This is a genomic window from Cupriavidus sp. FW305-3-2-15-C-LB2, assembly GCF_058787575.1.
The window spans coordinates 54,039-77,658 of sequence record NZ_JBYSZW010000005.1; the positions used below are offsets into that span (position 1 = coordinate 54,039).

The window sequence follows — 23,620 nt, forward strand, 5'->3', positions numbered from 1 at the left end:
GATTACCGCTCATTTCCGCTGATCATGCAGGCGCGCCCGGGCGGGACGCGTCGGCACCGTAGGCATAGCTGTAGCGGTGCAGGTGGCCGGTGAAGTCGTTGAAGATCACGCCCCGTACGGCGACGTCGGCCTGCGCCAGCCGGCGCGTGCTTTCGTCGATCTGTTCCACCGTGGTGACCCGGTGCCGTGCCACGATGAAGACAGTGCCCGCCATGCGTCCCAGCACAAGCGCATCTGCCACCGGCAGCAATGGCGGTCCGTCAAGCACCACCATGTCGTACTGGCCGGCAACGCGTTGAACAAGTGTGGCCAGTTCTGGCTGCAGCAACAGCTCGCTTGGCCCGGACATGTGCCATCCGGTGGCCAGGAAATCGAGACCGTGCGATACATCGTGGCGAAGCACGTCCTCGTACCGGCTCGTACCAGCGATCACCTCGGCCAGTCCCGGACCGCGGTCCACATGGAATCGCTTGTGCAGCACGCCATTGCGCAGGTCGGCGTCAATCAGCAGCACCCGCCGCTTCGAGGCACCCGCCAGCGTGGCGAGATTGGCGGCTACGAAGGACTTGCCAACCCCGCCCGTAGGGCCGGTGATCAGCACCACACGGTTGGGTGCATCGTTCAAGGCGAAGTGCAGCGTGGTGCGGACGGCGCGCAGGCTTTCGATCGCTGCATCGGGCAACAACGTGCGGTCTGTGCTGCCCGCGAGCATGCGGGGCCAGGCAGGGCGGAAATCGGAAGTCAGTCGGCTGCGCGGCACCGTGGCATAAACCGGCAGCCCCGTGCCTGCCTCGATCTCCTCGCGGTCCTGGACGGTACCCGCCACGCGGCGGCGGAGGACGGCCAGGACCACGCCTGCCAGCAAACCGGTTAGCAGCGAACCGCCCACTGCGACGCCGCGCCGCGGCATGATCGGCGTCTCGGGTGGCGTCGCGGGGTCGATCAGTCGCACATTGGCGACCTTGCCGGCGCGCACCAGGGTAAGCTGCTGGCGGGCGTTAAGGCGGCTCGTGTAGAGCTCGGTGTCCACCTGCATGTTGCGCTGCAATTGGAGGACCTTCTGCTCGATCAGGGGCAGTCTGCGCGTACGCGCCTCGATGACAGAGAGCTCTGCCATGGCTCCCTGCAACTGGCCGTCGAGTGCCAGCAGTGCGGGATGCTTGTCCGTGTAACGGATGGACAGTTCCTGGCGCTTCTGCCGCAGGTCGACGACGCGCGTTTCGGCTTCCACGGATTGCTGGAGCAGGGCGCGCGCCTCCTGGCTGGTGTCCACGGTGCCCTGTTGCGCACGAAACGCGTTGTAGCGGCTTTCCGATTCCTCCAGTTGCCGCTTGAGCTGCGGCAATTGCTCATCCAGGAAGCGAATGGATTTGTCGGCCTCTTCCGAGCGGCGTCGCACGTTTTGCTCGACGTACTCCTTGCCCACCTCATTCAGGATCTGGCTGGCGCGGACCGGGTCGACGCTGTCCAGCGCCACGCCGATGATGCTCGATTGCTTGCCGCGTTCCCCGATGGCCATGGTCCGTTGCAGCCATTCGGTGGTGGCGATCTCGGAGTAGCGCCTGATCGAAAAGCTCGCGCCCGGCTCGCCGTCGGCGGCGCGGACCAGCAGGTCGATCGGTCCATGCGGGGTTTCGGCATGTAGCGGCATACCGACCTTGCCGTGAAGCATTAGCAGCGGCGCGTCCCACGAGCCGGGCAGGGAGAGGACATAAGCACCCTCATGACCGAGCGTCAGCACGAAGGCCTTGCCCTGCTGGGAAGCCGGCACGTCGAACATCGCCACGTCGATGCGTTCCGCGCCGTACACGTAGCCACCGAGCGGATGCGACAAGCCATCCGTGCGCGCGGCGAGCCACCACCCAATCACCGGCACATAGCGGGGACCGGCCTCGATATACAGCTTGAGCTTCTCGACCGCGCGTGATACCACCATGCGCGAGTTCAGCACCTGGATTTCAGAAGTCGTGTCCGGCTTGATCTCGGAGGTCAGCTTGGGGTCATCGGACGTGGACCGGGTCCCGATGGAACTGGGTTCGACCTGGATCAGGATGTCGGAGCGGTAGAGGGGGCGCGTGAACAATGCATACGCGATTCCGGCGAGCAGGCACACGGAAGTGGCGACCACGATCAGCCACCTGCCGGCGTACAGTGTCGTCAGATTGTTCAGGGCTCGGGCCGGTGCGCGACCGGGCAGTTCATAGACCGGGTTCGCGATGTAAGGGCTCTTCATGCCGCACTCCTGCGTGGGTATCGATCGTGCATAGGCGCTGATTTCACGGGACAAGCGCCCGGCCGACGGTCGCAGTCTGGGCGGTGGGCAACAGCAGGTTGACAACGCGGCTCCAGCGAACCAGCGCCGACGCATCGACGAACACCACATCGTTGGCCTGCAGCGAAAAGCCGTCTGCCAACGCCATCGCCGATGGCGTACTCGCGTCGAGGTGGTACACCACTGGCTTGTTGCCATTGTCCCCACGCACGACATACACGTGTCGCGCGTCGCCAGAGTACTGGCTGACGCCACCGGCATCGCCAAGCGCCTGGTTCAGGCTCAGCTTGCCGTTATTAAGCGTCAGTGTGGACGCCCGTGCCACTTCGCCAAGTACGAAAACCTTGCTGTCGGTGGCGGCGTAGAAACGTACCAGGTCGCCGTCGCGCAGCAGGATGTCGGATGGATTCCCGCCCTTGGCGATGAGGTCTGGCAGGTTGATGCGTACGGTCTTGTCGCCACGTGTCAGGGCCACCCAGGAGCGGTCCGCTGTCGCGGTGAAGCCACCGGCGCGATTGATCGCCTCGGGTAGGGTCATTGGCACATCATTGATGATCTGCAGGCCGGGGCTCTGCACGGCGCCGTCCAGATAGACGCGCTTGCTGCGATATGCCTGGATGCGCAGGGTGATCTGCGGATTGCGCACGTACTCGGACAGGCGCCTGGCGAGGAGCTCGCGCGCATCAGCCTCGGTGAGGCCCGCTACAGGGACCATGCCGACGAAAGCGAACTGCACCATGCCGCGAGCGTCCACGGTATAGCCGGTTACCACCGCGTTGGAGCCGGCAGTATCCACGCCGCTAGTGACCTGCAGCGCCGGCATGTTCAGTTCCGGATGGCCCCACACCACGATGCTCAGCACGTCGCCGGGCCCCAATACATAGGCGCGTGGCTTGTCGAACAGCGCGCGAACCTCCTGCGGCACACCCTGGGGCCGGGCGGCTTGCTGTGCATCGATCAGGGTGCCGGTAATCTCGACCAGGTTGTCGGGAGTGACCGACTGCACGCCTTTTATCGATGGCAGCTCGGGTACGGTCCCCACGGACGACGGCTGCGTCGCGCGAGCGGCATCGGGCAGAGGACCGGACTGGGACTGGAACGACATCCCCGGCGCCATCGTGCAGGCGCCGAGGAGGGCCGCCAGGCCTGGCAGCAGCGTCGCCGCCAGGATCCGGCCACGCAGTTGGTCAGTACGCGCCGCGGCCATGCAGGACCACCCCGATCGTCTTGAACAGGATTCCGATGTCACCCAGGAACGACCAGTTCCTGACGTAGGCGACGTCGAGCGAGACGCGCGTCCCGTAATCCGTTTCATTGCGGCCGCTGACCTGCCAGGGGCCGGTAATGCCGGGAAGGACGCGGAGGTAATACGCCGCAGCGTCGCCGTACCGCTCGAGCTCCTCCTCGACGACGGGGCGCGGACCGACAAGGCTCATGTCGCCGCGCACAACATTCCACAGTTGTGGCAATTCATCGATGCTGGTACGCCGGATGAAGCGCCCGAGCGGGGTGACCCGGACATCGTTCCTGAGCTTGAAATCCTTTTCCCATTCGGCGCGCGCCGCCGGGTCGGTCGCCAGCAATTCCTTCAGCACGGCGTCTGCGTTGAGCACCATCGAACGAAACTTCAGGCACTTGAACTTCCTGCCATCCACGCCAACGCGGGTGTGTCCGAACACGCAGGGTCCGCCGTCACGCATCACCAGCATTGCCACCATGGCCAGCAGTGGCGACAGCAGCAGCAACAGCGCAAGCGCTGCAGCGACATCGAACGCCCGCTTGGCGCCCAGTCCCAGCGGTGACGGAAATCGCAGGTCCACGCCTGCTGGCAACGGCTGCGAGGGCGCCCCGAATGCCGCCATTGCGCCGGACAAGCCAGTCTCCATGCCCGGCGCGGCAGCAGAGGCCGCGGTCAGGCGGCTGGGGACGATACCGGATCTTGCAAAGAGTGATTTCACTGTAAACATGACGACGCTCCATGGTAGAGGTTGGACTGCAGTCGATCTCCCTTGGCGCTGGCTGCGGCTGTCGGACGGCCGTCAGCCGCAGCGCCCGTAGGTGTCGGCGATGCGGACAATGTCGTCCTCGCCGAGATACGCGCCGGACTGCACCTCGATGATCTCGAGCGGCAGCTTTCCGGGGTTCTCGAGCCGGTGCGTCACGCCGATGGGGATGTAAGTGGATTCGTTCTCGCTGAGCAGGAACTGCTCGTTCCCACGCGTGACCCGCGCGGTGCCGCGGACCACCGTCCAGTGCTCCGCGCGGTGGTGGTGCAACTGCAAGGAGAGAGCGGCGCCGGGATGCACCACGATGCGCTTGACCTGGAAGCGCTCGCCATGGTCGAGCGAGTCATAGCTGCCCCATGGCCGCTGAACCTTTCGATGGGTCTCGGCCTCCGGCCCATGCTGGCGCGCGATGCGCTCGACCAGGCCCTTGACCGCCTGGACCCGCGAGCGGTCCACCACCAGCACGGCATCGGCGGTTTCGACCACGATCAGATTGACCGTACCCACGCAGGCCACCAGCCGTCCCTCCGAATGGGCGTAGCACGAGGAGGCGCCCTCGAACATCACGCGGCCGCGCGCGGCATTGCCGTCGTCGTCCTTGTCGATGGCATCCCATACGGCATCCCAAGAACCGAGGTCAGACCAGCCCGCCTCCAGCGGGACCACAACGCCTTTGAGCGCGTCGGCGCGCGCCAGGTGCTCCATCACGGCATAGTCGATCGAGTCCGATGGCACCTCGGTGAACGACGCCGCGTGCGGATAAAAGAACGCGCCGTCGCTGCGGCCGGCCGTGCAGGCGCTCACGCAGGCTACGTGCATCGCCGGCTGAAGCTGTTGCAGCGCGGTCAGCCAGGTGCTGGCGCGCACCACGAAGATGCCGCTGTTCCACCAGTATTCGCCGGACGCGAGGTACTGCGCCGCAAGTTCGGCGGCGGGCTTCTCCACGAACGCGTCGATCCGGCGTGCCATGCCTTCGAGCTGCGCACCGAGCCGGATATAGCCGTAGCCCGTGTCGGCGCGCGTAGGCGGCACCCCGAGTGTGGCGATGGCCCCTTGTTCTGCAAAGCGTGCCGCGCGCAGTACGGCGAGGCGGAACGCCTTGCCATCGGCAATCACGTGGTCCGCGGGCATGGCGACGAGGATGCTGTCGTTGCCCTGCTCGCGGGCCAGCAGCGCGGCGAGCGTCAGTGCCGGCGCCGTATTGCGCCCGACTGGCTCAACGACGATACGCGCGTCCACCCCTGCCTCGGCCAGTTGCTGCGCAGCCATGAAACGGTGTGCTTCGCCGCAGACGATGATCGGCGCGGCGTCAGCGCTGGCGCTGCCATGGAGGCCGGCCAGACGGCGTACGGTGGTCTGCAGCAGGGAATCGCGGCCAATGATGTCGATCAGCTGCTTGGGAAAGTGCTTGCGCGACAGGGGCCACAACCGGGTGCCGGAGCCCCCGGCAAGCACCACCGCCGCAAGCCGCATGCCCAGGGCGGGCGGCGATGCCCGGTCCTGCCCGGCGAGCGCATCGGTGGCGGTGTCATCCACTACATCCAGCGGGTCCGTTGTGCGCATGATCTGCTCCTGTCCGGCGTGGGCTGCAGCAAGGAAACGGGGAAGCCGTCTTTGTTGCAGCGAAGCATAGACGCGCCGAAAAGCCTCAGAAGCGGACTGGCGGAAAATGCAGAATGATTGGCCGATTAACCTGAAAATCCATTATCAAAAGTAATGCGCGAGCCACCTATAGCTACGGGAGAAAATGCTGAAATATATGGAATGGCAACGGCGCCACTTGGAATTCGGTCGCAATGCCCATAATTCTGGCGATCCGTTACTTTCTGTAACGACTTGCCCAATCCCAGTGCAGGGGCCACTCTATTGGACATTCAGTCATTATCTTTGCCGAATTTAAAATCCCAGAATTAGGGAAAGTGGCTCAAATCAGATACATCACATGATTGGCACGCCGCATTTTTGCAGAAAACCAACTAGTGCCAAGTAATGATCCGCCAACATAGCGGAACTTTCAGCCAGTCGACCCTGCGCGGCGTCCAATTGCCGTTATGATGCAATGCAACAGATTTGATTTTTGGATTGGACGCAAGGGGGTAGTGATGCCATGGAGCACCTTGTCGATATGCCGCCGCCGGTCCGGTCCCTCGGTCCGCTACCGGTAGCCGGCCAACGGGAAATTCAGCGCATCGGGTTGCTGTTGTTTGAAGGCTGCTCGCTGCTGACTGCCGGCATCATCGCGGAAGCCTTCCGCGTGGCCAACGAACTCGAACTCCTGCGTCGCAGGCGACCTGTCTACCAGCTCTCCCTCTTGTCTTACCGCGGCGGCAATGTCGCGTGCTCCTCTTCCATCCGGATCTGGACGCAGAGCCTGGACGCGCTGGGTCAGCGAGGCTTCAATGCGATCTTTATTGCCTGCAGCGAGCGCGAGCCGGTCGTTGAGCGCGATGCGCGGCTCATGACCGCCATGCTCGAGATCAGCGCAATGGTGCTGGAGCGCTCCCGCGCGGGACGGGAGCCGATCCTGCCCCGCGTCTCCCGGGCACATCCGCTGCGTATCGCCGAGAGGGACAACGTCGTCGGCACCAGCCATGCCGCGCCTTCCGTATTCTGGTGCCGGGGAGGCGTGGACTCCGCTCCGGACGTCATGCCCTCGGCCGTCGATATGGCTCTGGCACAGATCGAGTCGGACCTTGGCTTCGTCATGGCCCGGGAAGTTGCAAGGCAGCTCGCGCCGCAACGGGACATGCCGATGGTGCGCCCGGATGCCGAGGAAGCTGGCGACGCGTCCGACATCGCATCGTCCGAAACCAACGAAAAGATTCGCGCGTCGGCACGGTGGATCGCGGAGCATTACACGGAGGCGATCTCGGTGGCCGACGCGGCGCGCGTTGCCGCCATGAGCGAGCGCAACTACCTGCGGCGCTTCAAGTGGGCCTTGGGCGTGACGCCGTCGGAGTACTTGCTTCGCGCGCGGCTAGACATGATTTGTCGGCTGCTGATGGAAACGGACCTGCCGGTCGACAAAATAGCGCGGCGCTGCGGGATGGGAAACGGAGACCGGCTCGCCAAGATTTTCCGCAAGCGCTTCTCGCTGTCGCCCACGGCGTACCGCAATCAGGGCAAGACAAAGCAGTGCGAGACAACCTAGCTACTGGGGGAGATCTGAGCATGCGCCACGACCTGCTGGATGTCGCGAAACTTGAGTGGATGTCGCGTGAATTGTCGGAAACCTACCGTTGCGCCGACCCGTTTCCCCATATCTGCATCGACAACTTTCTTGACGAAGACGTTTATCGGAAAGCCAGCGATGCGTTTCCAGGCGCCACGGAGCGCGTCTGGTTCAAGTTTCACTCGGCCACCGAGAACCTGAAGCTGCAAAGCCAGGACTTTTACGCCATCCCGCCTGCGCTGCGGGCGCTGATCATGGAGTTCAATGCGCCCGGATTCACCCGCTTCCTGGAGACGCTGTCCGGCATCCAGGGGCTGGTGCCGGACCCTCACCTCCATGGCGGCGGCTTGCACCAGACGCTGCCTGGAGGCCACCTGGGCCTGCATATCGACTACAACTACCATCTCGAATGGAAGCTTGACCGGCGGCTCAATGTGCTGCTGTATCTCAATGACAAGTGGGAGGACAGTTGGGCCGGCCATCTGCAACTGTGGGACAACGAGGTCCAGCGCTGCGTGCGGAAGATCGCGCCGATCGGAAACCGGCTGGTCGTCTTCAATACCAATGAGTGCTCATGGCACGGGCATCCCGAACCCCTTGCGTGCCCGCGAGGCGTCACGCGACGGTCGATCGCGCTCTACTACTACTCCAACGGCCGGCCCGAGCCGGATGCTGCCGATGAGCATTCCACACGCTTCCAGACGCGGCCGGGCGAGCGGTACGGCTTAACCGCACGGGACATCCTGCATGGCATTACGCCGCCTTATGCGAAAGCGTTGGCCAAGCGGATTGTTGGGCGATAGCGGGGGCCGCAAATCTTGCGATGGAGGGATCATGCCACGATACGGCCAAGCCGCTATCACAAGGCCGCACCGCGCTGACGAGGGACGCCGGCAACGGTGTCGCCGGCGCCTTCGTGGGCGACCTGTTTCGTGGCCTGGGCTGCGAGGTGACCGAGCTGTTCTGTGAGGTCGACGGCCATTTCCCCAACCACCATCCGGACCCGGCCCACGTCGAGAATCTGCAGGACCTGATGAAGTGCCTGCGCGAGACCGATTGCGAGCTGGGCCTGGCCTTTGATGGCGACGGCGACCGCCTCGGCGTGGTGACCAAGGACGGCCAGGTTATCTTCCCGGATCGCCAGCTGATGCTGTTTGCCGAGGAGATCCTGTCGCGCAACCCCGGCGCGCAGGTGATCTACGACGTCAAGTGCACGGGCAAGCTGGCCCCGTGGATTCGCCAGCATGGCGGCGAGCCGCTAATGTGGAAGACCGGCCATTCGCTGGTGAAGGCCAAGCTCAAGGAAACCGGCGCACCGATCGCCGGCGAGATGAGCGGGCACGTGTTCTTCAAGGATCGCTGGTACGGTTTTGATGACGGCTTGTACACGGGCGCGCGCCTGCTGGAAATCCTGTCGCGTCATGCTGACCCCAGCGCCATGCTGAATGCGCTGCCGAACGCCAACAATACGCCAGAGCTCCAGCTCAAGTGCGCCGAGGGCGAGCCGTTCACGCTGCTGGACAAGATCAGGGCCAACGCGAAGTTTGAGGGCGCTCGTGAGGTCATCACCATCGACGGCGTGCGTGTCGAGTACGCCGATGGCTTCGGTCTGGCCCGTCCGTCCAATACCACCCCGGTGGTGGTGATGCGGTTCGAGGCGGACAACGACGCCGCGCTGGCGAGGATCCAGGCTGAATTCAAACGTATGATCCTGGCCGAGAAGCCGGATGCGCGGCTGCCCTTCTGAGTATGTGCTTGCCCATTGAACATGGCAGGCTTGCGCACCTGCGCCGATAGCAAGGGCTGTATGAGGCTTCCTTAACCCATCTTCTTCAACCTGAAAAATCCTCATGTCTGAGTCACTGCTGCTGACTGGCGCCACCGGATATATCGCATCGCATATGTGGGTGGCGCTGCTTGACGGCGGGGCCGATGTCATCGGCCTGGATAATCTGTGCAACAGCAATCAGATAGTGGTCGAGCGAATTGCCGCAATTTCGGGAAAAACCCCGCATTTTGTCAAAGGTGATGTGCGCGACCGCGCGCTGCTCGACCGCCTGTTTGCGGAGCATCGCATCACCGCAGTTCAATGCGTACCCGCAACATAGTGGTTCCTTGCTTGATTGGTTCACCGGATGGACACCTTTATGCGCCGTGCCTTCCGTCGTGACACTGAAGGCGGCCAAAAAAGGGGGCGCGAAGGCGTTGCTACTGGGCTTGCTCCATGTCGTCAAGCTTGGCTCGAAGTGTTTCGACGAGCCAGCAGAGGAAACTTTCCCATCCTTCCCGAGTAATGGCTAAACCCTTGCCACCCTCGACCAGAACGCAGGTTGAGAGATCTCTGTCTGTAAGCTCAGGCCGGAGCAGTAGCCAACGAGCAAGGATGCTCTCCAATTCGTACGGGACGTCGTGCAGGTAAAGGTAGGAGCCGACTTCAGTCTCGACGTAAGGAAGCCCGGCCGGCAGGCAGGCCGACAAAAGCCGCATTTTCTGTTGCAGTGACATAGCAGATCTGGCTAAGACGCCGTTCCGTTCCCATCTGTGATGGTAAAGCGGATTCCAGTGGGCGAGTCAGAATGTTGGCCGAAGTGACCTCAGTGGGAACTACACGTAGTCGCCAGAGCGCTGCCATCCAACGTGAGATGGCCAAAACCAAGCCGCCCAGGGACTCAAAGCCGAGGATTTCTTCCCGAGCGGGAAGATAAGCCGCGCCCGAACCCAAGTCGGGCAGCTAAACCGCGACGTAAAGCAGTACGGAAAAGATAAAAAGCGTCTCATAGATCAATGCATGACACCTTTACGTCGAGTTACCGGACAACTTTACGTTAGAGGACTGAATTCATCCCAAGTACGACATTAGAAAAACGGCCAACATCTGCTGCTGTCCAGCCGGTTTTGACTTGTCGGGATGTCAGCCAAATTCAAATGTCGGTGCGGGCGTGCTTTTTGTGCGGGGTTGGAGTCTTTTGCGGGTTTTTGGTGGGGCGGTGGTGCTGGCCTGAGACGACCGAGTCTGGCCGAGGGTGGGGCGGTGGCAGCGCGGTGGGCAACGTTAAAATGTCTGCCTTCTGATTGAGCGGGGCCGCAGCGAGCGCGCGCTCCAGATCGAGCCGGTTGATCAGCCGCTGGGGCTTGGTGTTCGGCGCCGGCTGGTGCGGGCGCGGCGGCTCGCCGGCCAGCGTGCGCGACGGCCCTACGGTTTGCCGGCTGTCGCGCAGCGCCTGCACTTTGGCGGCGAGGTCAAGCACGTGCCCGAGCCGCTTGTTGTCGACAATCGCGCCCTGGTCGATCTCGCCCAGCCGGTCATAGGTGGTGTAGGGCAGGGCGGCGCCATCGGCCCACAACTCGATCCGGCCGTCCGGATACTCAGCGACCTCGAGATAACGGTGGATCAGGCGCCGGTGCTCGGGGCGGTCCTCGAGCAGGTACATCACCTTGTCGTATTGCAGCGTGAGGCTGGCCGACACTTTGCGCCGCTCGCGCCAGCTGAAGATGCGCGTCAGGTCCTCGTCGCCGCGCAGCGGCCGGTGCGCATCGAAGTCGCGCTTGGGCACCTTGGCAAAGCGCGCGTTGAAGTCGGCCATAAAATACGGGGCAAAGGCGTTGGCGGTTTCCATGCTGCTGATCCCGCGCAGGCGCAGCTCCTTGACCAGCCGGTCCTGCAACGTGCCGTTCATCCGCTCGACCCGGCCCTTGGCCGGGCTCGAATTGGCGCACAGGATGTCGATGTTGAGCTCGAACAGCGCGCGCCCGAACTGGGTGTAGCCGCGACCTTCGGCGGCGTCCCTAGCATTGACCCGGAAGATGCCGGCCTTGTCGCTGTAGAAGGTCATCGGCTTGCCGTGGCGCTCGACATAGGCGCGCGTAGCCGTGAAATAGGCTTGCGTGGATTCCGATGGCACGAACTGCAGCTGCATCAGCCGCCCGGTCGCGTCGTCGACGTAGACCAGCAGCGTGCAAGCCGGCGCCCGGTCCTCGAACCAGGCGTGGTCGGATCCGTCGATCTGCACGAGTTCGCCCAGGCAGGCGCGGCGGTTCCTCGGCTGATGCACTTTGGGCGGACGCAGCTTGCGCGGGATCCAGAAGCCGGCGTCGATCATGATGCGGCGTACGGTCTCTCTGGCCAGGTCGATGCCATGGCGCTCGCGCAGCTTCTCGCACGTCAGGGTCGGGCCGAAGTCGGCATAGCTGTCGCGGATCAGCCCGCGGACACGGGATTCGAGGCCGGGCGGGAGCTGGCGATTGCTGTCTCGACCACGCTTGCGTGAGCCCAGGCCACTCGGACCATCCTCACGGTAGCGCAGCACCAGACGTTCCACCTGACGCCGCGACAAGCCGAGCTTCTCGGCGGCGCGCCAGACCGCCAAGCCATGGTCGACCACGGCCTGGATCACCTTGAGCCGATCGAGTTCGCGCATCGTCATCGTGAGGGTCTCGGGCTTGCGCATCGCGGCCTCCGGTCTCGGACAGACGGAAAGCCGCCAGCATGCCAGTCCTGACAAGGGAGTACGACATGTCTAATTGGCCCAGGTACGACAATTCTATTTGGCCCTGACACTCGAAACTCGCATAATGTATATTATGTTAAATTATTATGACGCATAACAAAAATATCAGTTTCGCGTAGGCCAATCGCTAGTCGCGACGGACTGCTCGTGTCCTCTTGTGCTAGCTATTGATGGCTGTTTCGAGCTTTTTGATCTTGGCAAGATATCGTCGAAGGCGACCGGCTCTTCATCGAACATCATGGGCGCCATCTCCCTGTAATCCATTCACGAATCCGGTCGAACGGCCGAACGAGCGATCTGTACCAGATCGGCGCGGGCGGCGCCGGCAAGACCATGGCCTACGCAATTGCGCGCGAACAACCTGTGGAACTCGTCATCCACAACCGCTCAGCCGGGCGCGCGGCCGAGCTGGCCGAGGGGGGCTGCGTCGCGCCCTGCCCTCCGTGACGATACGCGGCGGGGAAGCCGATCCAGGCGATTTCGACGTAGTCGTCAACGCCACCTCACTGGGGGCTGCAGGACAGCGATGCACTGCCGCTTGCCGCCGAACAGCTGGCCCGCGGCACACTGGTCTGCGAGGCGGTCGTACGCGATGGCGATGCGGCGCTGCTGAAAGCCGCGCGCGGGGCTGCCTTGTGCATCACGGCGAGCATATGCTGAGCGGACAGATCCTGGTGATTGCCGCCTTTCTCGGCATCGCGCTCGAGGCGCGATGGACCAGCGCCTGCCCGCCGCAAGGGAAGTTGCCGGCCGCGCCTGACGGTTCGGGTGCAAATCGGAGGGGCCAATGTGCTTTTTGACAAGTGCTAGCCGCAATGAGTACGCTGAGAGACATCGACTGGTTGTTCAACGGGCGGCACTTCGACCGCGAAGTCATCGTTCTGTGCGCGCGGTGGTACCTGCGTTACAAGCTTAGCCTTCGAGACCATCGTTGATGGGCGAGCCCGCCAGCCTCGTCCTTGCCCGCACGAACTCGCGCGCCTGCGATGGCGACCGGACTAGCGGGTCCAGCAGTACAAGCAGGCCGGTCATTCAGTTCGGCTTCAACACCCGCAGCCGCAGAAGCTCGATATTCCCGCGGCCATACATTTGGCGCTTGAGGAGCTTGAGCCGGTTGACATGACCCTCGGTCTGGCCATTGCTCCATGGCAGCTTGAAGGCCGCCCGCACTGCCGGCAGGTCGGCGCGCAGGCTTTGCGCGAACCGACGCATTTCCGCAGCGTCGCAGCACGACAGACGTTTCAACCATCGATCGAAATGTCGCAGACTTCGCCGGTGCATGAGTCCGAGAAACTCTCGCGCCAGGCTGCGGACCTCGCCCACCACGGGTTCGATCTTGCACAGCGCCTGCACGAAGCGCTCGTGGTCTGCGCGCTTTGGCTCCGCGACAGCGAGCTTTCTCTATCCGAAAAGCCGTCCGAATACGCGCCGAGCCGACGGGCACGGCATCGTACGGACGGGTACTTGGACAAGCGGTGCCTTGCCCTGCGGAAAGAGAAGGCAGGCCACGCAACTCTGCACGCAGGCGGGACTACCCTTCTAGCCTCGCTGCTTGAGTTCTTGCCAGATCAGCTCAGGAAAGCGACAGCCCTGGGCGATTCGTTCCTCGATATAGTCGCGATAGGGATCCAAAGGCGTCGGACCCCGAGCCTTGGGCGCGCGCTCGGGGAATGCCCCCGCGTGGACGAACTTCTGCACGGTTACATTGCTGATTGAGAGCTCGCGTGCGAATCCTTTGAGCGTGCCGCCCTGGGCGCGTAATGCCATCACCCGCTCGTACAGCGCCTGCCGCGCGGCGCGTCTCTGATCGCTCAGACGCTGCCATGACCGGAGTGAGTTGCGGCTCAGCGCCCCCTGCCGGCCCAGGGTCACGCCACCGACCACGACTTGCTACGCGGCTTGGCGCAGTTGCGGCCCGAGTCGGTATAGCAGCCTCTCGACGTTGTCGCGCAGGTTGCTCAGCAGATGCCAGCGATCCGAGACTTGCCTGGCTGCCGGCAGCGCGATGTCGACCGCCTCGGAGTAGGCCCCGGCCCGGTCCCTGGCGACGATCTCGATCGATGGGTGCGCACGTATCCACGCAGCCACCGCAATGGCTTCCCTATCGGGCTCACGTCGCTCCAGGTCGACGATGATCGTTCCGTACTGGTGACCGCGCGCGATCGCCCAGTCATCGATGCCGACGACCCGCGGTCGTGGTTTGCGCTTGCGCTCAGGTACCCTGCGCAATTCCCGCAGCACGGTGTCGGCACTGGTGCGCAAGCCCAACAAGTCAGCAAGCCGGGCCGCCGCCTCACCACCGAGGGCGTGGCCCAGCGCGTGCAAAGCCCGAGCCTGCGATCGCGTACGACGTTGATACCGGCCGGCCAAGGCGTGGATGTTCTCGGCAAACGTACGACGGGGGCAATTGGCGTTCGTACACTTGAAGCGACGCACCTCAATAGCGAGAACGACCCGCTGCTTGAGCATCGGACGTTCTTCCAGCCTGCGCATATAGCGACCGTGGAGTCGGTGACTCCAACGATGGCAGGCCGGACAAGGTGCCGCGCGAACCGTACTGCAGGCTTCGACAGTAATGGTTTCCCCGCACGCGTCGCTGGAGACGAACCGCTTACCCACACGGCCGAGAATACGATCGATCCTACCGAGAACTTGCCTCATGGTAACGATCAACGTACGGCCAAACCGGCCCGAAATCAAGCCCTCGACTCGGCCGTCACACAAAGTGCGGGAGCCCCATTTTCCTGTCCCGAAACGAGCCAAGGCAAGCTCGCGCCCCCCCAGCGTGCGCCAGGCGCTGGCTATCCTTAACGAGTGTTCGCGTGGCTGACCGAAGCCGGCTACCTGGCCGGGCAATCCGCTCGCGCTCGCCCGCCGGGGCGCCCCCCCACGCGGCCGCGGATCACGCGCTACCTGAGCCACGACCTGTGGAACGCGGTCAGGGCTGAGATCGAAGCAATGCCGGTCGCGGCCGAGCGCGAACGCATCACGGCTTTGTCGCCGTGACGCTTGTCATGTCGTTGCTGCTGGCCTGGTAGGTGAGCGTGCCGGTGATGTTGGTCACGGCGAAGGTCACGCTGTTCTTTCGCTTGGAGATCGTTCCGCTCGTGACCATGCACTGTCCGCCGGCGCCCGTGGTGCAGGCCGAGCTCCCGCTGTAGCCGCCGCTCCAGGTTCCGCTCACGGTTGCGTTCGGCACCGGGTTGTGGCTGGCATCGTGCACCGTGACCGTGACGGTGGTGGTCCATCCCGTCTTGTTTCCGGTGCTGCTGGCGCTCAGGCCGCCCACGTGCACCACGGGCAGACTCGCGATGTCGGCTCGAGGGCCGCTCGACAGGTCCAGGGCGAAGCTGCCGCCCTTGCCCAGGTTCACGCTGTCCTCGGACGGGGACACCTGGATGGTGTACGTCCCGGCCACGGTTGGCAGTGCGTGCAGCGTTTCCTGACGGCCGATGCCACCGCATTCGACGCCGGCCATGCACAGGCTCTCGGACAGCACGACGCCATTGGGGTCCAGCAGCCGGGCGTCGAGATCGGGATCCCACTGCGCGGCGAAGCAGCCGCCCAATAGCGGCAGGATGCATTTCGCCTGGCCGTTAATGGTGACCATGGCACCGATGGGAACACCGAGGTCAGCCTGGGCGATGGAGAACGTGTAGCTCCACTGACCATGATTCGCCACGCTGCCGGTGACCCTGCGATACGTCGGAAAGACGGTCGGCTGGTAGCTGGTGCCCCCCTTGGCGCTGGCCACCAGGGCGTAGCCGTCAAGGAGCCCGGCGCCGATATCATTGTCCTTGCCGGCGGGGCCGCGGTCCTGCGCCGTGGCTTCGAGCTTCTGCCGCAGGCCCGCTGGCGACAGGATCGGATTCGCCTGTAGCGCCAGGGCGACGATGCCGGAGACGAACGGCGTGGCCATGGAGGTGCCACTGTAGGTTACATAACCGCTGACCGTGCCGGCCTCTGCAGCCGTGATGGTCAGTCCGGGTGCACAGATGTCCGGCTTGACACGGCTATCCAGCGTCGGTCCCCGGCTCGAAAACGGCGTCACGTAGATGCCGTCCGAATGGTTGGGCGCGCCGGCGGGAGCGGACCACTCCGCGCATGCCGCCACGGTGATGGCTTGCGCTGCGGCCCCGGGCGAGCCGACCGTCCCTGGTTCGTCGCCGGAATTTCCGGCCGCCACCACCACGACAGCACCGCTGCTCACCGCTGCATCGACGGCCTGGCTCAGGGAGTCCTGTCCGTCTGACGGCGCGCTGGAGCCCAGACTCATGGAAATGATCCGCACCCCTTGGGACACGCACCAGTCGATGCCGGCGATGACCTGGCTCTCGAGTCCGGAGCCGGACTGGTCGAGCACCTTGGCCGCGTAGATCGCTGCGCCGGGCGCCACGCCCTTGTAGGTGGCGGCGCCCGAGCCGCCCGTGCCGTCGCCGAAGGCGATCGACGCGACGTGGGTGCCGTGGCCGTGGTCATCATATGCACTGGTCCGTCCATTGATGACATCAAAGAACGGGATCGGTCGCGCGTCAAGCTGCTCGTGGTTCGGATCGACGCCCGTGTCGACGATGCAACCCTTGATGCCGGCGCCGTCAACCCCGAAGCTGGCGCGTGCCGCTTCCGTGCCGAAGTCGGCGCGGGCGGCGTTGAGCTTGGTCGAAACGGTGAAGTCCTCCTCGATCCGCCGCACGCCAGGCTGCTGCGCCAGCGCCCTTATCTGGGCGGTCGTCATGGTGGCGGAGAATCCGCGGATGATCCTGAATTCGCGGTCCAGCGTGAAAGCACCGACCGCCTGCCGCGCCGTGGCCGCAGTGCCCGGGCCGCTGAACGTGACGACGACACGGACGAGGTCACCTGGCCGTGCCGCCGCGATCCGCGCCTGCAGATCATCGGAGACCCGGTCGCCGTCACGGTCGACTAGGCGGGCCGAACGCGCTGCCTCCGTGCCGGGTGCCGGCCGGTTCGAGTCGGGCAGCGGCGCGGCCTGAATGGACAAAACGACAGCCGTCAGACAACCCAGTGCAGCGAAATGGCGCATTTTAGGTTCCCCTTTTTGTTTGAGGCAATTTCGGGAGCGCGCAGCTTCCCGACCCGTCAATCGTCGTCCCAGCCTCGGGCTAAAGGCTTCCAATGGGTGTGCGCCAGACGGTCAAACAAGCGCGACCGGTTGCGTGAAATGCGGAAAATTTACCATCAGATCAAGAACTAACGGACAGCTCTCAGCTCTCAGCTCTCAGCTCTCAGCTCTCAGCTCTCAGCTCTCGAAGTCTAGGATGCGAAGTGGCAAAATTCATGCGGACTGCGTGCGAAATGACACTTTTGCCTTCGATCCAAGTGAGAGCGTGCAAAATTTGGGGAGACCGTTTCGTCAGGCGCCCTGGATTGCGACGAGGATGTCGCGGTCGATTCTGTCTGGCTGATGCCGGCGGGGGGAAACATTATTGAAGCATCTGCTGTGACGCGAGCCGATCGCCAGTGCGGAGATGCGCTCGGGTGAGAGTTCTCCGTTCAAAACCGCCACCCTGACCTGGACCATGCAGTGCGCCCCCTCGTCCGTCCAGCGCATCTGTCGCTTCTTAGCCAGGCGTTGGCTGATGACCTGATTCACAGCGGACTCCGCCGCTGATCGGCAAGCCCTTTCGATGCCGGCCGCCGTAGTTGACCAACGTGGACGCGTTGCTCCGAAGGTACCCGCAGACTCTATCTAGGTTCCACCACAGCGTACTGAGTTCATACCCCGTCCTCGTCAGGAGCTGCGCGTCCAATGCCTTGATGCGCTCCAACGCTTTGCGGCCCTTGCCATGCCATGCGAGCCACTTGGCGTGCATGATTTCGGTCTCTATCGACTCTCGTTCCAGTGAATCGATGACCTTACTGCCGAACACGGAACGCTGCGCCGCCTTGAACTTCATAGCGATGTGGAACCAATCGAGAATCCTGCCGCGTGCGACACCGTGCGCACCACCGTCGATCGGCGGTCCTTGTGGCTCAAGGCCGCCCCGCAACACCGACAACGAGTCTGGCCCGAGAGCCATCCCGCGACCTGTTTCGAAACCAACTCGGTCTGAACCTTGGCCAACAGCGACCGGCCCTCCGCGAGGGTCAGGCCCAGATCCGCAAGACTACCGTCACAGCGCTCAATCACTGCCAAAACGCCGTCGACGCCCTGGCCATTATCGCTGCCCTCGTCCGCCAACCTGGCTTCGATGATCAACCGCATAGTTTGCTCCGACCGTTGCGATACCGATCAGCCTAGTCCACACACAACCGGCGCGGTCCCTAAGCGGCACTTTCTTGGTGGCCTCCCCAACCTTTGCACGCTCTCCTTCACGGCAGGCGAAACCCACCTATCGAGCGTGCCCAGTTTCAAGCACCACATCGGGTACCGACCACCACCCTTGCGAGGCAATTTAGCAGGGCTCCAGAAACTGTTGCACTGGGTCACCGTCGATCGACGAAGGCGCAAGACCTGACACCTTAATAATGCGCTGCCAGCGCTCTAGTTCAGTCTCTACCCGTCTTGCGAGCAGCTCAGGACCGCCTGGCTCGGGGGTTGCGCCATACCTCTCGAAGCCCGCTTTGACCTCTGGATCCCGTAGGACTGCAGACAAGGCGCCATTGAGCTGTTCCACCATCGTGGCAGCGGTTCCCGCCGGGGCGAACAGACCATACCACTGAGTCAATTCCATGCCCCTAACGCCCAACTCCGCAAGCGTCGGTGCTTCTGGCAGCACTGGCAGACGTTTGGGTCCGGCGACTGCCAGGGCTCGCAACTGACCGGCACCCACTGGCCGATACGCTGTCAGCAGGCTGGCGAACATAACCTGTGTCTGTCCGTCAATGGTCGACGCGATGGCAGGCGCTGCGCCCTCGAAGGTGGTACTGCGCACCGAAGTACCAGTGGCCAGTTGGAAAAGCCCTGCGGCAAAGTGGGGCGGTGTACCGTCCCCTGCGGACGCGTAGCGAAACCTTCCAGGCTCGCGCTTCATGTGGGCGACCAAGATCGTTGCCGCCCCCCGCACGGGTGGGTACGATAATCCGCAGCGAATGCCGAGACGATGCCTGCTTTGCTCGGCTGCCTTCCGGCCGCGAGAAGACATAATCGGGCAGATGGAGCTGGCCTTCTATGATTTTGCGTGCCGATCGAACGAGGGCCGCTCTTGTTACAGTAGCCGCAGCGCCCTCCCCCTCCAATTCCACCTTCACTTCGATCCGTCCCGCTGGGTGCAAGACGACAAGTGCGTGGCGGCCGGGCAATCGGGTCAATTGGCTAGACTAAGCGGCCAGCCTTCAATGCGTGCTGGAACGTGTTTATTGCAGCGAGATGCCGCTGGCAATCACCTTGAGCTCCGCGCTCTCTTTGGCCATGCTCTTGGTGAAGGCGGCAGTATCCTCATAGGTGTCGGTGGTGAAGAACTGCTTTTCCATCACCTGGCGCAGCTCCGGATCGCGCATGGATTTCTCCGCGACCTCGCGCAGCACCTGGACCACCGGCTCCGGCGTGTCCTTGGGCACGGCCAGACCGCGCCAAGTGCCCAGCACCAGGTCCATGTTCTTCTCACGCATGGTGGGCGTGTTCTCCAGTCCCTTGATCCGCTTTTCCGACATCACGCCCAGCGCCTTGAGCTTGCCCGAATTGACATAGGGAATCACTTCCGGTGCGCTCGCGATCACGGCATCGATATGCCTGCCTAGCAGCGCCAGCAGTGCCGGCGAGCCGCCCTGGTAGGGGATGTAGTTGAACTTGGCCTTGCCCTTTTCGGCCAATGCGGCCGAGGCCATGTGCCACATGGAACCCTGGCCTGCGTTGCCTATCTGTACGTTGGAATCAGGCTTGCGCGCCTGTGCCAGGAAGTCCTCGATGCTCGCATACGGCGCATCGCTGCGCACCACGATCACGGCGGGGTCCGCATTCAGCTTGGCAATCGGGCGCAGCGCATGCTGGTCGAACTTGGCCAGGCCCAGGTAATGCAGAAAAGTCACTTCCACCGTGGTCAGTGCCAGCTTGTAGCCGTCCGGCTTGGCGCGGATGACCTCCTGCCAGCCGATCACGCCGGCCGCGCCGGGCTTGTTGACGACGACGATGCCCTGGGGCATCACCTTGGCCGCGGCCTTGGAGAAGGCCCGAGCCATCACGTCGGCACCGCCGCCGGCCTGGTAGGGCACGACCAGCTCTATCGAGTGCTGCGGATAGGCGCCGGGCTGGGCCAAGGCTGGAGCGGCGGCCAGCGACAGCAGGCCTATGCCGGCAAGCAGCTGCTTGCGGCGAGCCGCCGACATGGTTTGGGCAAGGGAATGGTTCATGAGTGTCTCCGGTTAGGTGTTGTAAGAGTGTGTTCACGATCTCCTCGCGCCGCGTAGAGATCGTGAACACGCTCTTAAATTCGTTCTCAAGAGAAAAGCAGAATGGATGCGTCCACATTCCTGATGTCCGTTTTTCCGCAAAACGCCATCGTCAGGTCTAGCTCCTTACGGATGATTTCCAGCGTCCGGGCCACGCCCTGCTCGCCCATGGCGCCCAGGCCGTAGAGCATGGCCCGCCCGATGTAGACGCCCTTGGCGCCCAGGGCAATGGCCTTGAGCACGTCCTGGCCCGAGCGCACGCCGCCGTCCATATGGACCTCGATGTGTTGGCCAACCGCCTCGGCGATGGCCGGCAGTGCGCGGATGGAGGACGGCGCGCCATCGAGCTGCCGCCCGCCGTGGTTGGAGACGATCACGGCATCGGCGCCGCTGGCCACGGCCAGACGCGCATCCTCCACGTCCTGTATGCCCTTGAGGATCAGCTTGCCCTTCCACAGGCGGCGGATCCAGGCAATGTCGTCCCAGCTCAGCGCGGGGTCGTACTGCTGCGAACTCCATTCGGCCAGCGAAGTCATGCTGTCCACCCCATCGACGTGGCCAATGATGTTGCCGAAGCTGTGCCGGCGGGTGCCCAGCATGCCCAGGCACCAGCGCGGCTTGCCGGCCATGTTCAGCAGATTGAGCAGGCTGAGCTTGGGTGGCGCGGAAAGCCCGTTCTTCAGGTCCTTGTGGCGCTGGCCGCTGATCTGCAGGTCCAGCGTCACCACCAATGCCGAACAGCCTGCGGCCTCGGCCCGCTCCATCAGCCGCTGCACGAACTTACGGTCGCGCATCACATACAGCTGGAACCAGAAGGGATGGCCGTCCGTACCCTCGGCCACATCCTCGATGGAGCAGATGCTGACCGTGGACAGCGTGAACGGCACGCCAAAGGCCTTGGCCGCGCGGGCGGCTAGGATCTCACCGTCCGCATGCTGCATGCCGGTAAGGCCCGTGGGCGCGATGGCCACCGGCATCGCCACGTCATGCCCCACCATGGTCGAACGCACCGAGCGTTGTGACAGATCGAGCGCCACGCGCTGGCGCAGCAGGATGCTCTGGAAGTCCGCGGAATTGGCCCGGTAAGTGCTCTCGGTCCAGGAGCCCACGTCCACATAGTCGTAGAACATGCGCGGCACGCGCTTTTGCGCCAGCACGCGCAGGTCTTCTACGCAGGTGATGGTCTGCTTCATGCGCCCTCTCCCTCGTTGCCGCCCTGGCGATCCTGATTTCTGGCCTGCCCCATTTCGTACAGGCGGATGATGGAGGCCGAATCGGCGATCGCGGCGCCGCCCTCCACATAGCGTGCGAAGAGCCGCGCAGCCTCCTGCACCATGGGCAGATCGCAATCGGCATCGCGCGCAAACGCCTGCACCGCGTCCATGTCCTTGGACAGCTGGCGCGCATAGCCAATGGGTGGATCAAAGCGGCGCTCATGGATGCGCGGATAGACCTTCTGCAGCAGCACGCTGTCCGCAAACCCGCCTTTCAGGCAAGCCGGCAACCGCGCCGCGTCGATGCCGGAAGCCTCGGCCAGCAAGGCGGCCTCGCTCATGAGCACAAAGCCCACGCCGACGATGGCCTGGTTGATGATCTTTGCCGTCTGGCCGGCACCTGCCGGGCCCATCAGCGACACCTGGCTGCCCAACGCTTCCAGCACCGGGCGCGCCCGCTCGAAATCCTCCGCACTGCCGCCCGCCATGATGGTGAGCTGGCCGTCGCGTGCCGCTTGCGGCCCGCCAGACACCGGTGCATCCATCCAGTTCATACCCGCATGCTGGCGCGCATACGCTGCCAGGTCCCGCGTGGTGCGGGGCGAGATGGTCGAAAAATCGATGATCAGCTTGCCCGCTCCCCCTTCAGCCTGCGCAATGCCCTGCGGCCCCCGGGTGCAGAAGTCGACCGCCGCATCATCGAGCACGCACATCAGCACCACATCGCACTGCCGGGCCACCTGAGCCGGCGATGCCAGCGCCGTAGCGCCCGCAGCCGCCACCGCGGCCAGCCGCTCGGGCTCGCGGTTCGAGACAAAGACCGGATAGCCGAGATCGCGCAGGCGCAGCGTCATGGCCTCGCCCATCAGGCCTATGCCGACAAAACCAATATTAGGAAAACTCATGTCAGATCAGCTTTCTCGCGGCCAGATTGCGCATCAGCGCGCCGATACCGAAGGTCCAGGCCGGCAACTGGTCGCTGAGCCCGACGGGGTTGAACAGCCCGCCCAGCCTGGCGCTGTAGATGCAGACTTGGTCGTTCATATGGTGGGTAAAACCGGCCCCCGGCGCGCCGCGATCCTCAGTCGGGGCAAACATGGTTCCGCAGAGCAGGAAGATGCCGTCGGGGTACTGGTGGTGCCGGCCCATCGCATGCCGGACCAGGCCCTCGGGCGAGCGGCTGATGTATTGCATAGAACTGCTGCCGTTCAGCACAAAACCGTCCGTGCCGGAGACTGTCAGCTGCACCTCGGCGCAGGCTATGTCCTCAAGCGTGAAATGCTGGTCCAGCAGGCGCACAAAGGGACCGATGGCGCAGGAGGCATTGTTGTCCTTGGCCTTGCCGAGCAGCAATGCGCTGCGCCCCTCGAAGTCGCGCAGGTTCACGTCGTTGCCCAGGGTCGCGCCCACGATTTTGCCGCGCGAGTTCACGGCCAGCACGATCTCCGGCTCCGGGTTGTTCCAGTGCGATGCCGGATGCAGGCCGACCGCCGTGCAATGCCCTACCGACGACAGCGGCGCCGCCTTGGTGAACACCTCGGCATCGGGCCCTATGCCTACCTCGAGGTACTGCGACCACAGCCCCTGGGCGGACAGCACCTCCTTGAGCTTGCGCGCCTCATCAGAGCCCGGCTTGATGGCCGACAGGTCTTCTCCCACGATGGCCGTCATCGAGGCCCGTATGGCATGCGCCTTCTCGGGCTCGCCCCTGGCCTGCTCCTCGATCACCCGCTCCAGCATGCTGGCCGCGAAGGTCACGCCAGCCGCCTTCACGACCTGCAGATCGCAGGGCGCCAGCAGATGCGGATGCCGCGGATCGCCGCCGTGGCACAGGCTGCTGGCCAGCCAGTCCTCCACCGGCCCCAGGTCCTCGCCTCCTGCATTCAGGACCAGCTGCAGCCGGTCGTCGCGCTCCAGCAGGTCGGACATCGTCGCCACCTGCCGGCTCAGATCGACGAGCCGCCCGCCGCGCACCGCCACGACACACGGGCCTTCCAGGCGGCCCTCTGCGCCTTGCGGGCGCCACACCCGGCCCACCAGGGCCGCTGCGGCCCGGTCCTCGGGAAGAGAGCAATCGATTACAAATTTTTCCGTATTCATCT

Annotated in this window: 18 protein-coding genes and 5 pseudogenes; 6 read left to right on the forward strand and 17 right to left on the reverse strand. The window is 63.9% G+C overall.

Features of this window, described 5'->3' with window-relative positions; translation table 11 throughout:
• Nucleotides 1–22: 22 nt before the first annotated feature.
• The 4 genes and pseudogenes from AC3WRR_RS05920 to AC3WRR_RS05935 form a co-directional block, all read right to left on the reverse strand.
• Nucleotides 23–2,233, reverse strand: coding sequence for a GNVR domain-containing protein (locus AC3WRR_RS05920; RefSeq protein WP_058698750.1), 2,211 nt, complete (start codon nucleotides 2,231–2,233; stop codon nucleotides 23–25).
• 43 nt (nucleotides 2,234–2,276) lie between these two features.
• Complete coding sequence (locus tag AC3WRR_RS05925) at nucleotides 2,277–3,479, reverse strand: polysaccharide biosynthesis/export family protein (protein ID WP_010812057.1); 1,203 nt, start codon at nucleotides 3,477–3,479, stop codon at nucleotides 2,277–2,279.
• A pseudogene (locus tag AC3WRR_RS05930) lies at nucleotides 3,460–4,053 on the reverse strand (sugar transferase); the annotation flags it as partial. The gene AC3WRR_RS05925 and the pseudogene AC3WRR_RS05930, both read right to left, overlap by 20 nt.
• Nucleotides 4,054–4,311: 258 nt before the next feature.
• On the reverse strand, nucleotides 4,312–5,841 hold the full coding sequence (locus AC3WRR_RS05935) for a mannose-1-phosphate guanylyltransferase/mannose-6-phosphate isomerase (protein ID WP_492296418.1): 1,530 nt from the start codon (nucleotides 5,839–5,841) through the stop codon (nucleotides 4,312–4,314).
• Nucleotides 5,842–6,385: 544 nt separating this feature from the next.
• Between AC3WRR_RS05935 and AC3WRR_RS05940 the strand changes: the two genes are divergently transcribed.
• From AC3WRR_RS05940 to AC3WRR_RS05955, 4 genes and pseudogenes are all read left to right on the forward strand, one after another.
• Nucleotides 6,386–7,429 (forward strand): GlxA family transcriptional regulator, encoded by a 1,044-nt coding sequence (locus AC3WRR_RS05940; RefSeq protein WP_492296419.1) that lies wholly within the window; start codon nucleotides 6,386–6,388, stop codon nucleotides 7,427–7,429.
• A gap of 20 nt (nucleotides 7,430–7,449) precedes the next feature.
• Nucleotides 7,450–8,253, forward strand: a complete 804-nt coding sequence (locus AC3WRR_RS05945) for a 2OG-Fe(II) oxygenase (protein ID WP_011615356.1) — start codon at nucleotides 7,450–7,452, stop codon at nucleotides 8,251–8,253.
• 83 nt (nucleotides 8,254–8,336) lie between these two features.
• Nucleotides 8,337–9,197 (forward strand): annotated as a pseudogene (locus AC3WRR_RS05950) (phosphomannomutase/phosphoglucomutase); the annotation flags it as partial.
• A 103-nt stretch (nucleotides 9,198–9,300) separates the two neighbouring features.
• Nucleotides 9,301–9,537 (forward strand): annotated as a pseudogene (locus tag AC3WRR_RS05955) (NAD-dependent epimerase/dehydratase family protein); the annotation flags it as partial.
• 121 nt (nucleotides 9,538–9,658) lie between these two features.
• On the opposite strand, the gene AC3WRR_RS05960 reads toward AC3WRR_RS05955, so the two are convergent.
• Together AC3WRR_RS05960 and AC3WRR_RS05965 are read right to left on the reverse strand one after the other, a co-directional pair.
• A complete protein-coding gene (locus AC3WRR_RS05960; protein ID WP_058698745.1) occupies nucleotides 9,659–9,955 on the reverse strand; it encodes a hypothetical protein in 297 nt (98 codons plus the stop codon).
• Nucleotides 9,956–10,371: 416 nt separating this feature from the next.
• Nucleotides 10,372–11,898 (reverse strand): ISNCY family transposase, encoded by a 1,527-nt coding sequence (locus AC3WRR_RS05965; RefSeq protein ID WP_058698679.1) that lies wholly within the window; start codon nucleotides 11,896–11,898, stop codon nucleotides 10,372–10,374.
• Between the two features lie 875 nt (nucleotides 11,899–12,773).
• Here AC3WRR_RS05965 and AC3WRR_RS05970 point away from each other — a divergent pair.
• Nucleotides 12,774–12,884, forward strand: a pseudogene (locus AC3WRR_RS05970) (IS6 family transposase); the annotation flags it as partial.
• Between the two features lie 106 nt (nucleotides 12,885–12,990).
• Here AC3WRR_RS05970 and AC3WRR_RS05975 read toward each other — a convergent pair.
• From AC3WRR_RS05975 to AC3WRR_RS05985, 3 genes are all read right to left on the reverse strand, one after another.
• A complete protein-coding gene (locus AC3WRR_RS05975) occupies nucleotides 12,991–13,311 on the reverse strand; it encodes a transposase (RefSeq protein ID WP_439671734.1) in 321 nt (106 codons plus the stop codon).
• 186 nt (nucleotides 13,312–13,497) lie between these two features.
• Nucleotides 13,498–13,725, reverse strand: coding sequence for a hypothetical protein (locus AC3WRR_RS05980; RefSeq protein ID WP_439671733.1), 228 nt, complete (start codon nucleotides 13,723–13,725; stop codon nucleotides 13,498–13,500).
• Between the two features lie 123 nt (nucleotides 13,726–13,848).
• The gene (locus AC3WRR_RS05985; RefSeq protein WP_492296421.1) at nucleotides 13,849–14,619 is read right to left on the reverse strand and encodes an ISL3 family transposase; all 771 of its coding nucleotides are present in this window, start codon (nucleotides 14,617–14,619) and stop codon (nucleotides 13,849–13,851) included.
• A gap of 115 nt (nucleotides 14,620–14,734) precedes the next feature.
• On the opposite strand from AC3WRR_RS05985, the pseudogene AC3WRR_RS05990 reads away from it, so the two are divergent.
• Nucleotides 14,735–14,952 (forward strand): annotated as a pseudogene (locus AC3WRR_RS05990) (tyrosine-type recombinase/integrase); the annotation flags it as partial.
• Here the strand turns inward: AC3WRR_RS05990 and AC3WRR_RS05995 are convergent.
• From AC3WRR_RS05995 to AC3WRR_RS06030, 8 genes are all read right to left on the reverse strand, one after another.
• Entirely contained in the window at nucleotides 14,945–16,999 is a 2,055-nt protein-coding gene (locus tag AC3WRR_RS05995) for a S8 family serine peptidase (RefSeq protein ID WP_037024422.1), read from the reverse strand. The pseudogene AC3WRR_RS05990 and the gene AC3WRR_RS05995 overlap by 8 nt on opposite strands.
• Before the next feature lie 330 nt (nucleotides 17,000–17,329).
• Complete coding sequence (locus AC3WRR_RS06000) at nucleotides 17,330–17,569, reverse strand: hypothetical protein (protein ID WP_492296423.1); 240 nt, start codon at nucleotides 17,567–17,569, stop codon at nucleotides 17,330–17,332.
• Between the two features lie 300 nt (nucleotides 17,570–17,869).
• Entirely contained in the window at nucleotides 17,870–18,181 is a 312-nt protein-coding gene (locus AC3WRR_RS06005; RefSeq protein ID WP_010811866.1) for a hypothetical protein, read from the reverse strand.
• A gap of 190 nt (nucleotides 18,182–18,371) precedes the next feature.
• Nucleotides 18,372–19,061 (reverse strand): tripartite tricarboxylate transporter substrate-binding protein, encoded by a 690-nt coding sequence (locus AC3WRR_RS06010; RefSeq protein ID WP_081050341.1) that lies wholly within the window; start codon nucleotides 19,059–19,061, stop codon nucleotides 18,372–18,374.
• Between the two features lie 211 nt (nucleotides 19,062–19,272).
• Entirely contained in the window at nucleotides 19,273–20,265 is a 993-nt protein-coding gene (locus AC3WRR_RS06015; RefSeq protein ID WP_081050340.1) for a tripartite tricarboxylate transporter substrate binding protein, read from the reverse strand.
• 86 nt (nucleotides 20,266–20,351) lie between these two features.
• A complete protein-coding gene (locus AC3WRR_RS06020; protein WP_010811864.1) occupies nucleotides 20,352–21,497 on the reverse strand; it encodes an alpha-hydroxy acid oxidase in 1,146 nt (381 codons plus the stop codon).
• The gene (locus AC3WRR_RS06025) at nucleotides 21,494–22,423 is read right to left on the reverse strand and encodes an NAD(P)-dependent oxidoreductase (RefSeq protein ID WP_037024421.1); all 930 of its coding nucleotides are present in this window, start codon (nucleotides 22,421–22,423) and stop codon (nucleotides 21,494–21,496) included. The genes AC3WRR_RS06020 and AC3WRR_RS06025 overlap by 4 nt, the downstream gene beginning before the upstream one ends.
• A 1-nt stretch (nucleotide 22,424) precedes the next feature.
• Nucleotides 22,425–23,618, reverse strand: coding sequence for a fumarylacetoacetate hydrolase family protein (locus tag AC3WRR_RS06030; protein WP_037024419.1), 1,194 nt, complete (start codon nucleotides 23,616–23,618; stop codon nucleotides 22,425–22,427).
• Between the last annotated feature and the right edge of the window lie 2 nt (nucleotides 23,619–23,620).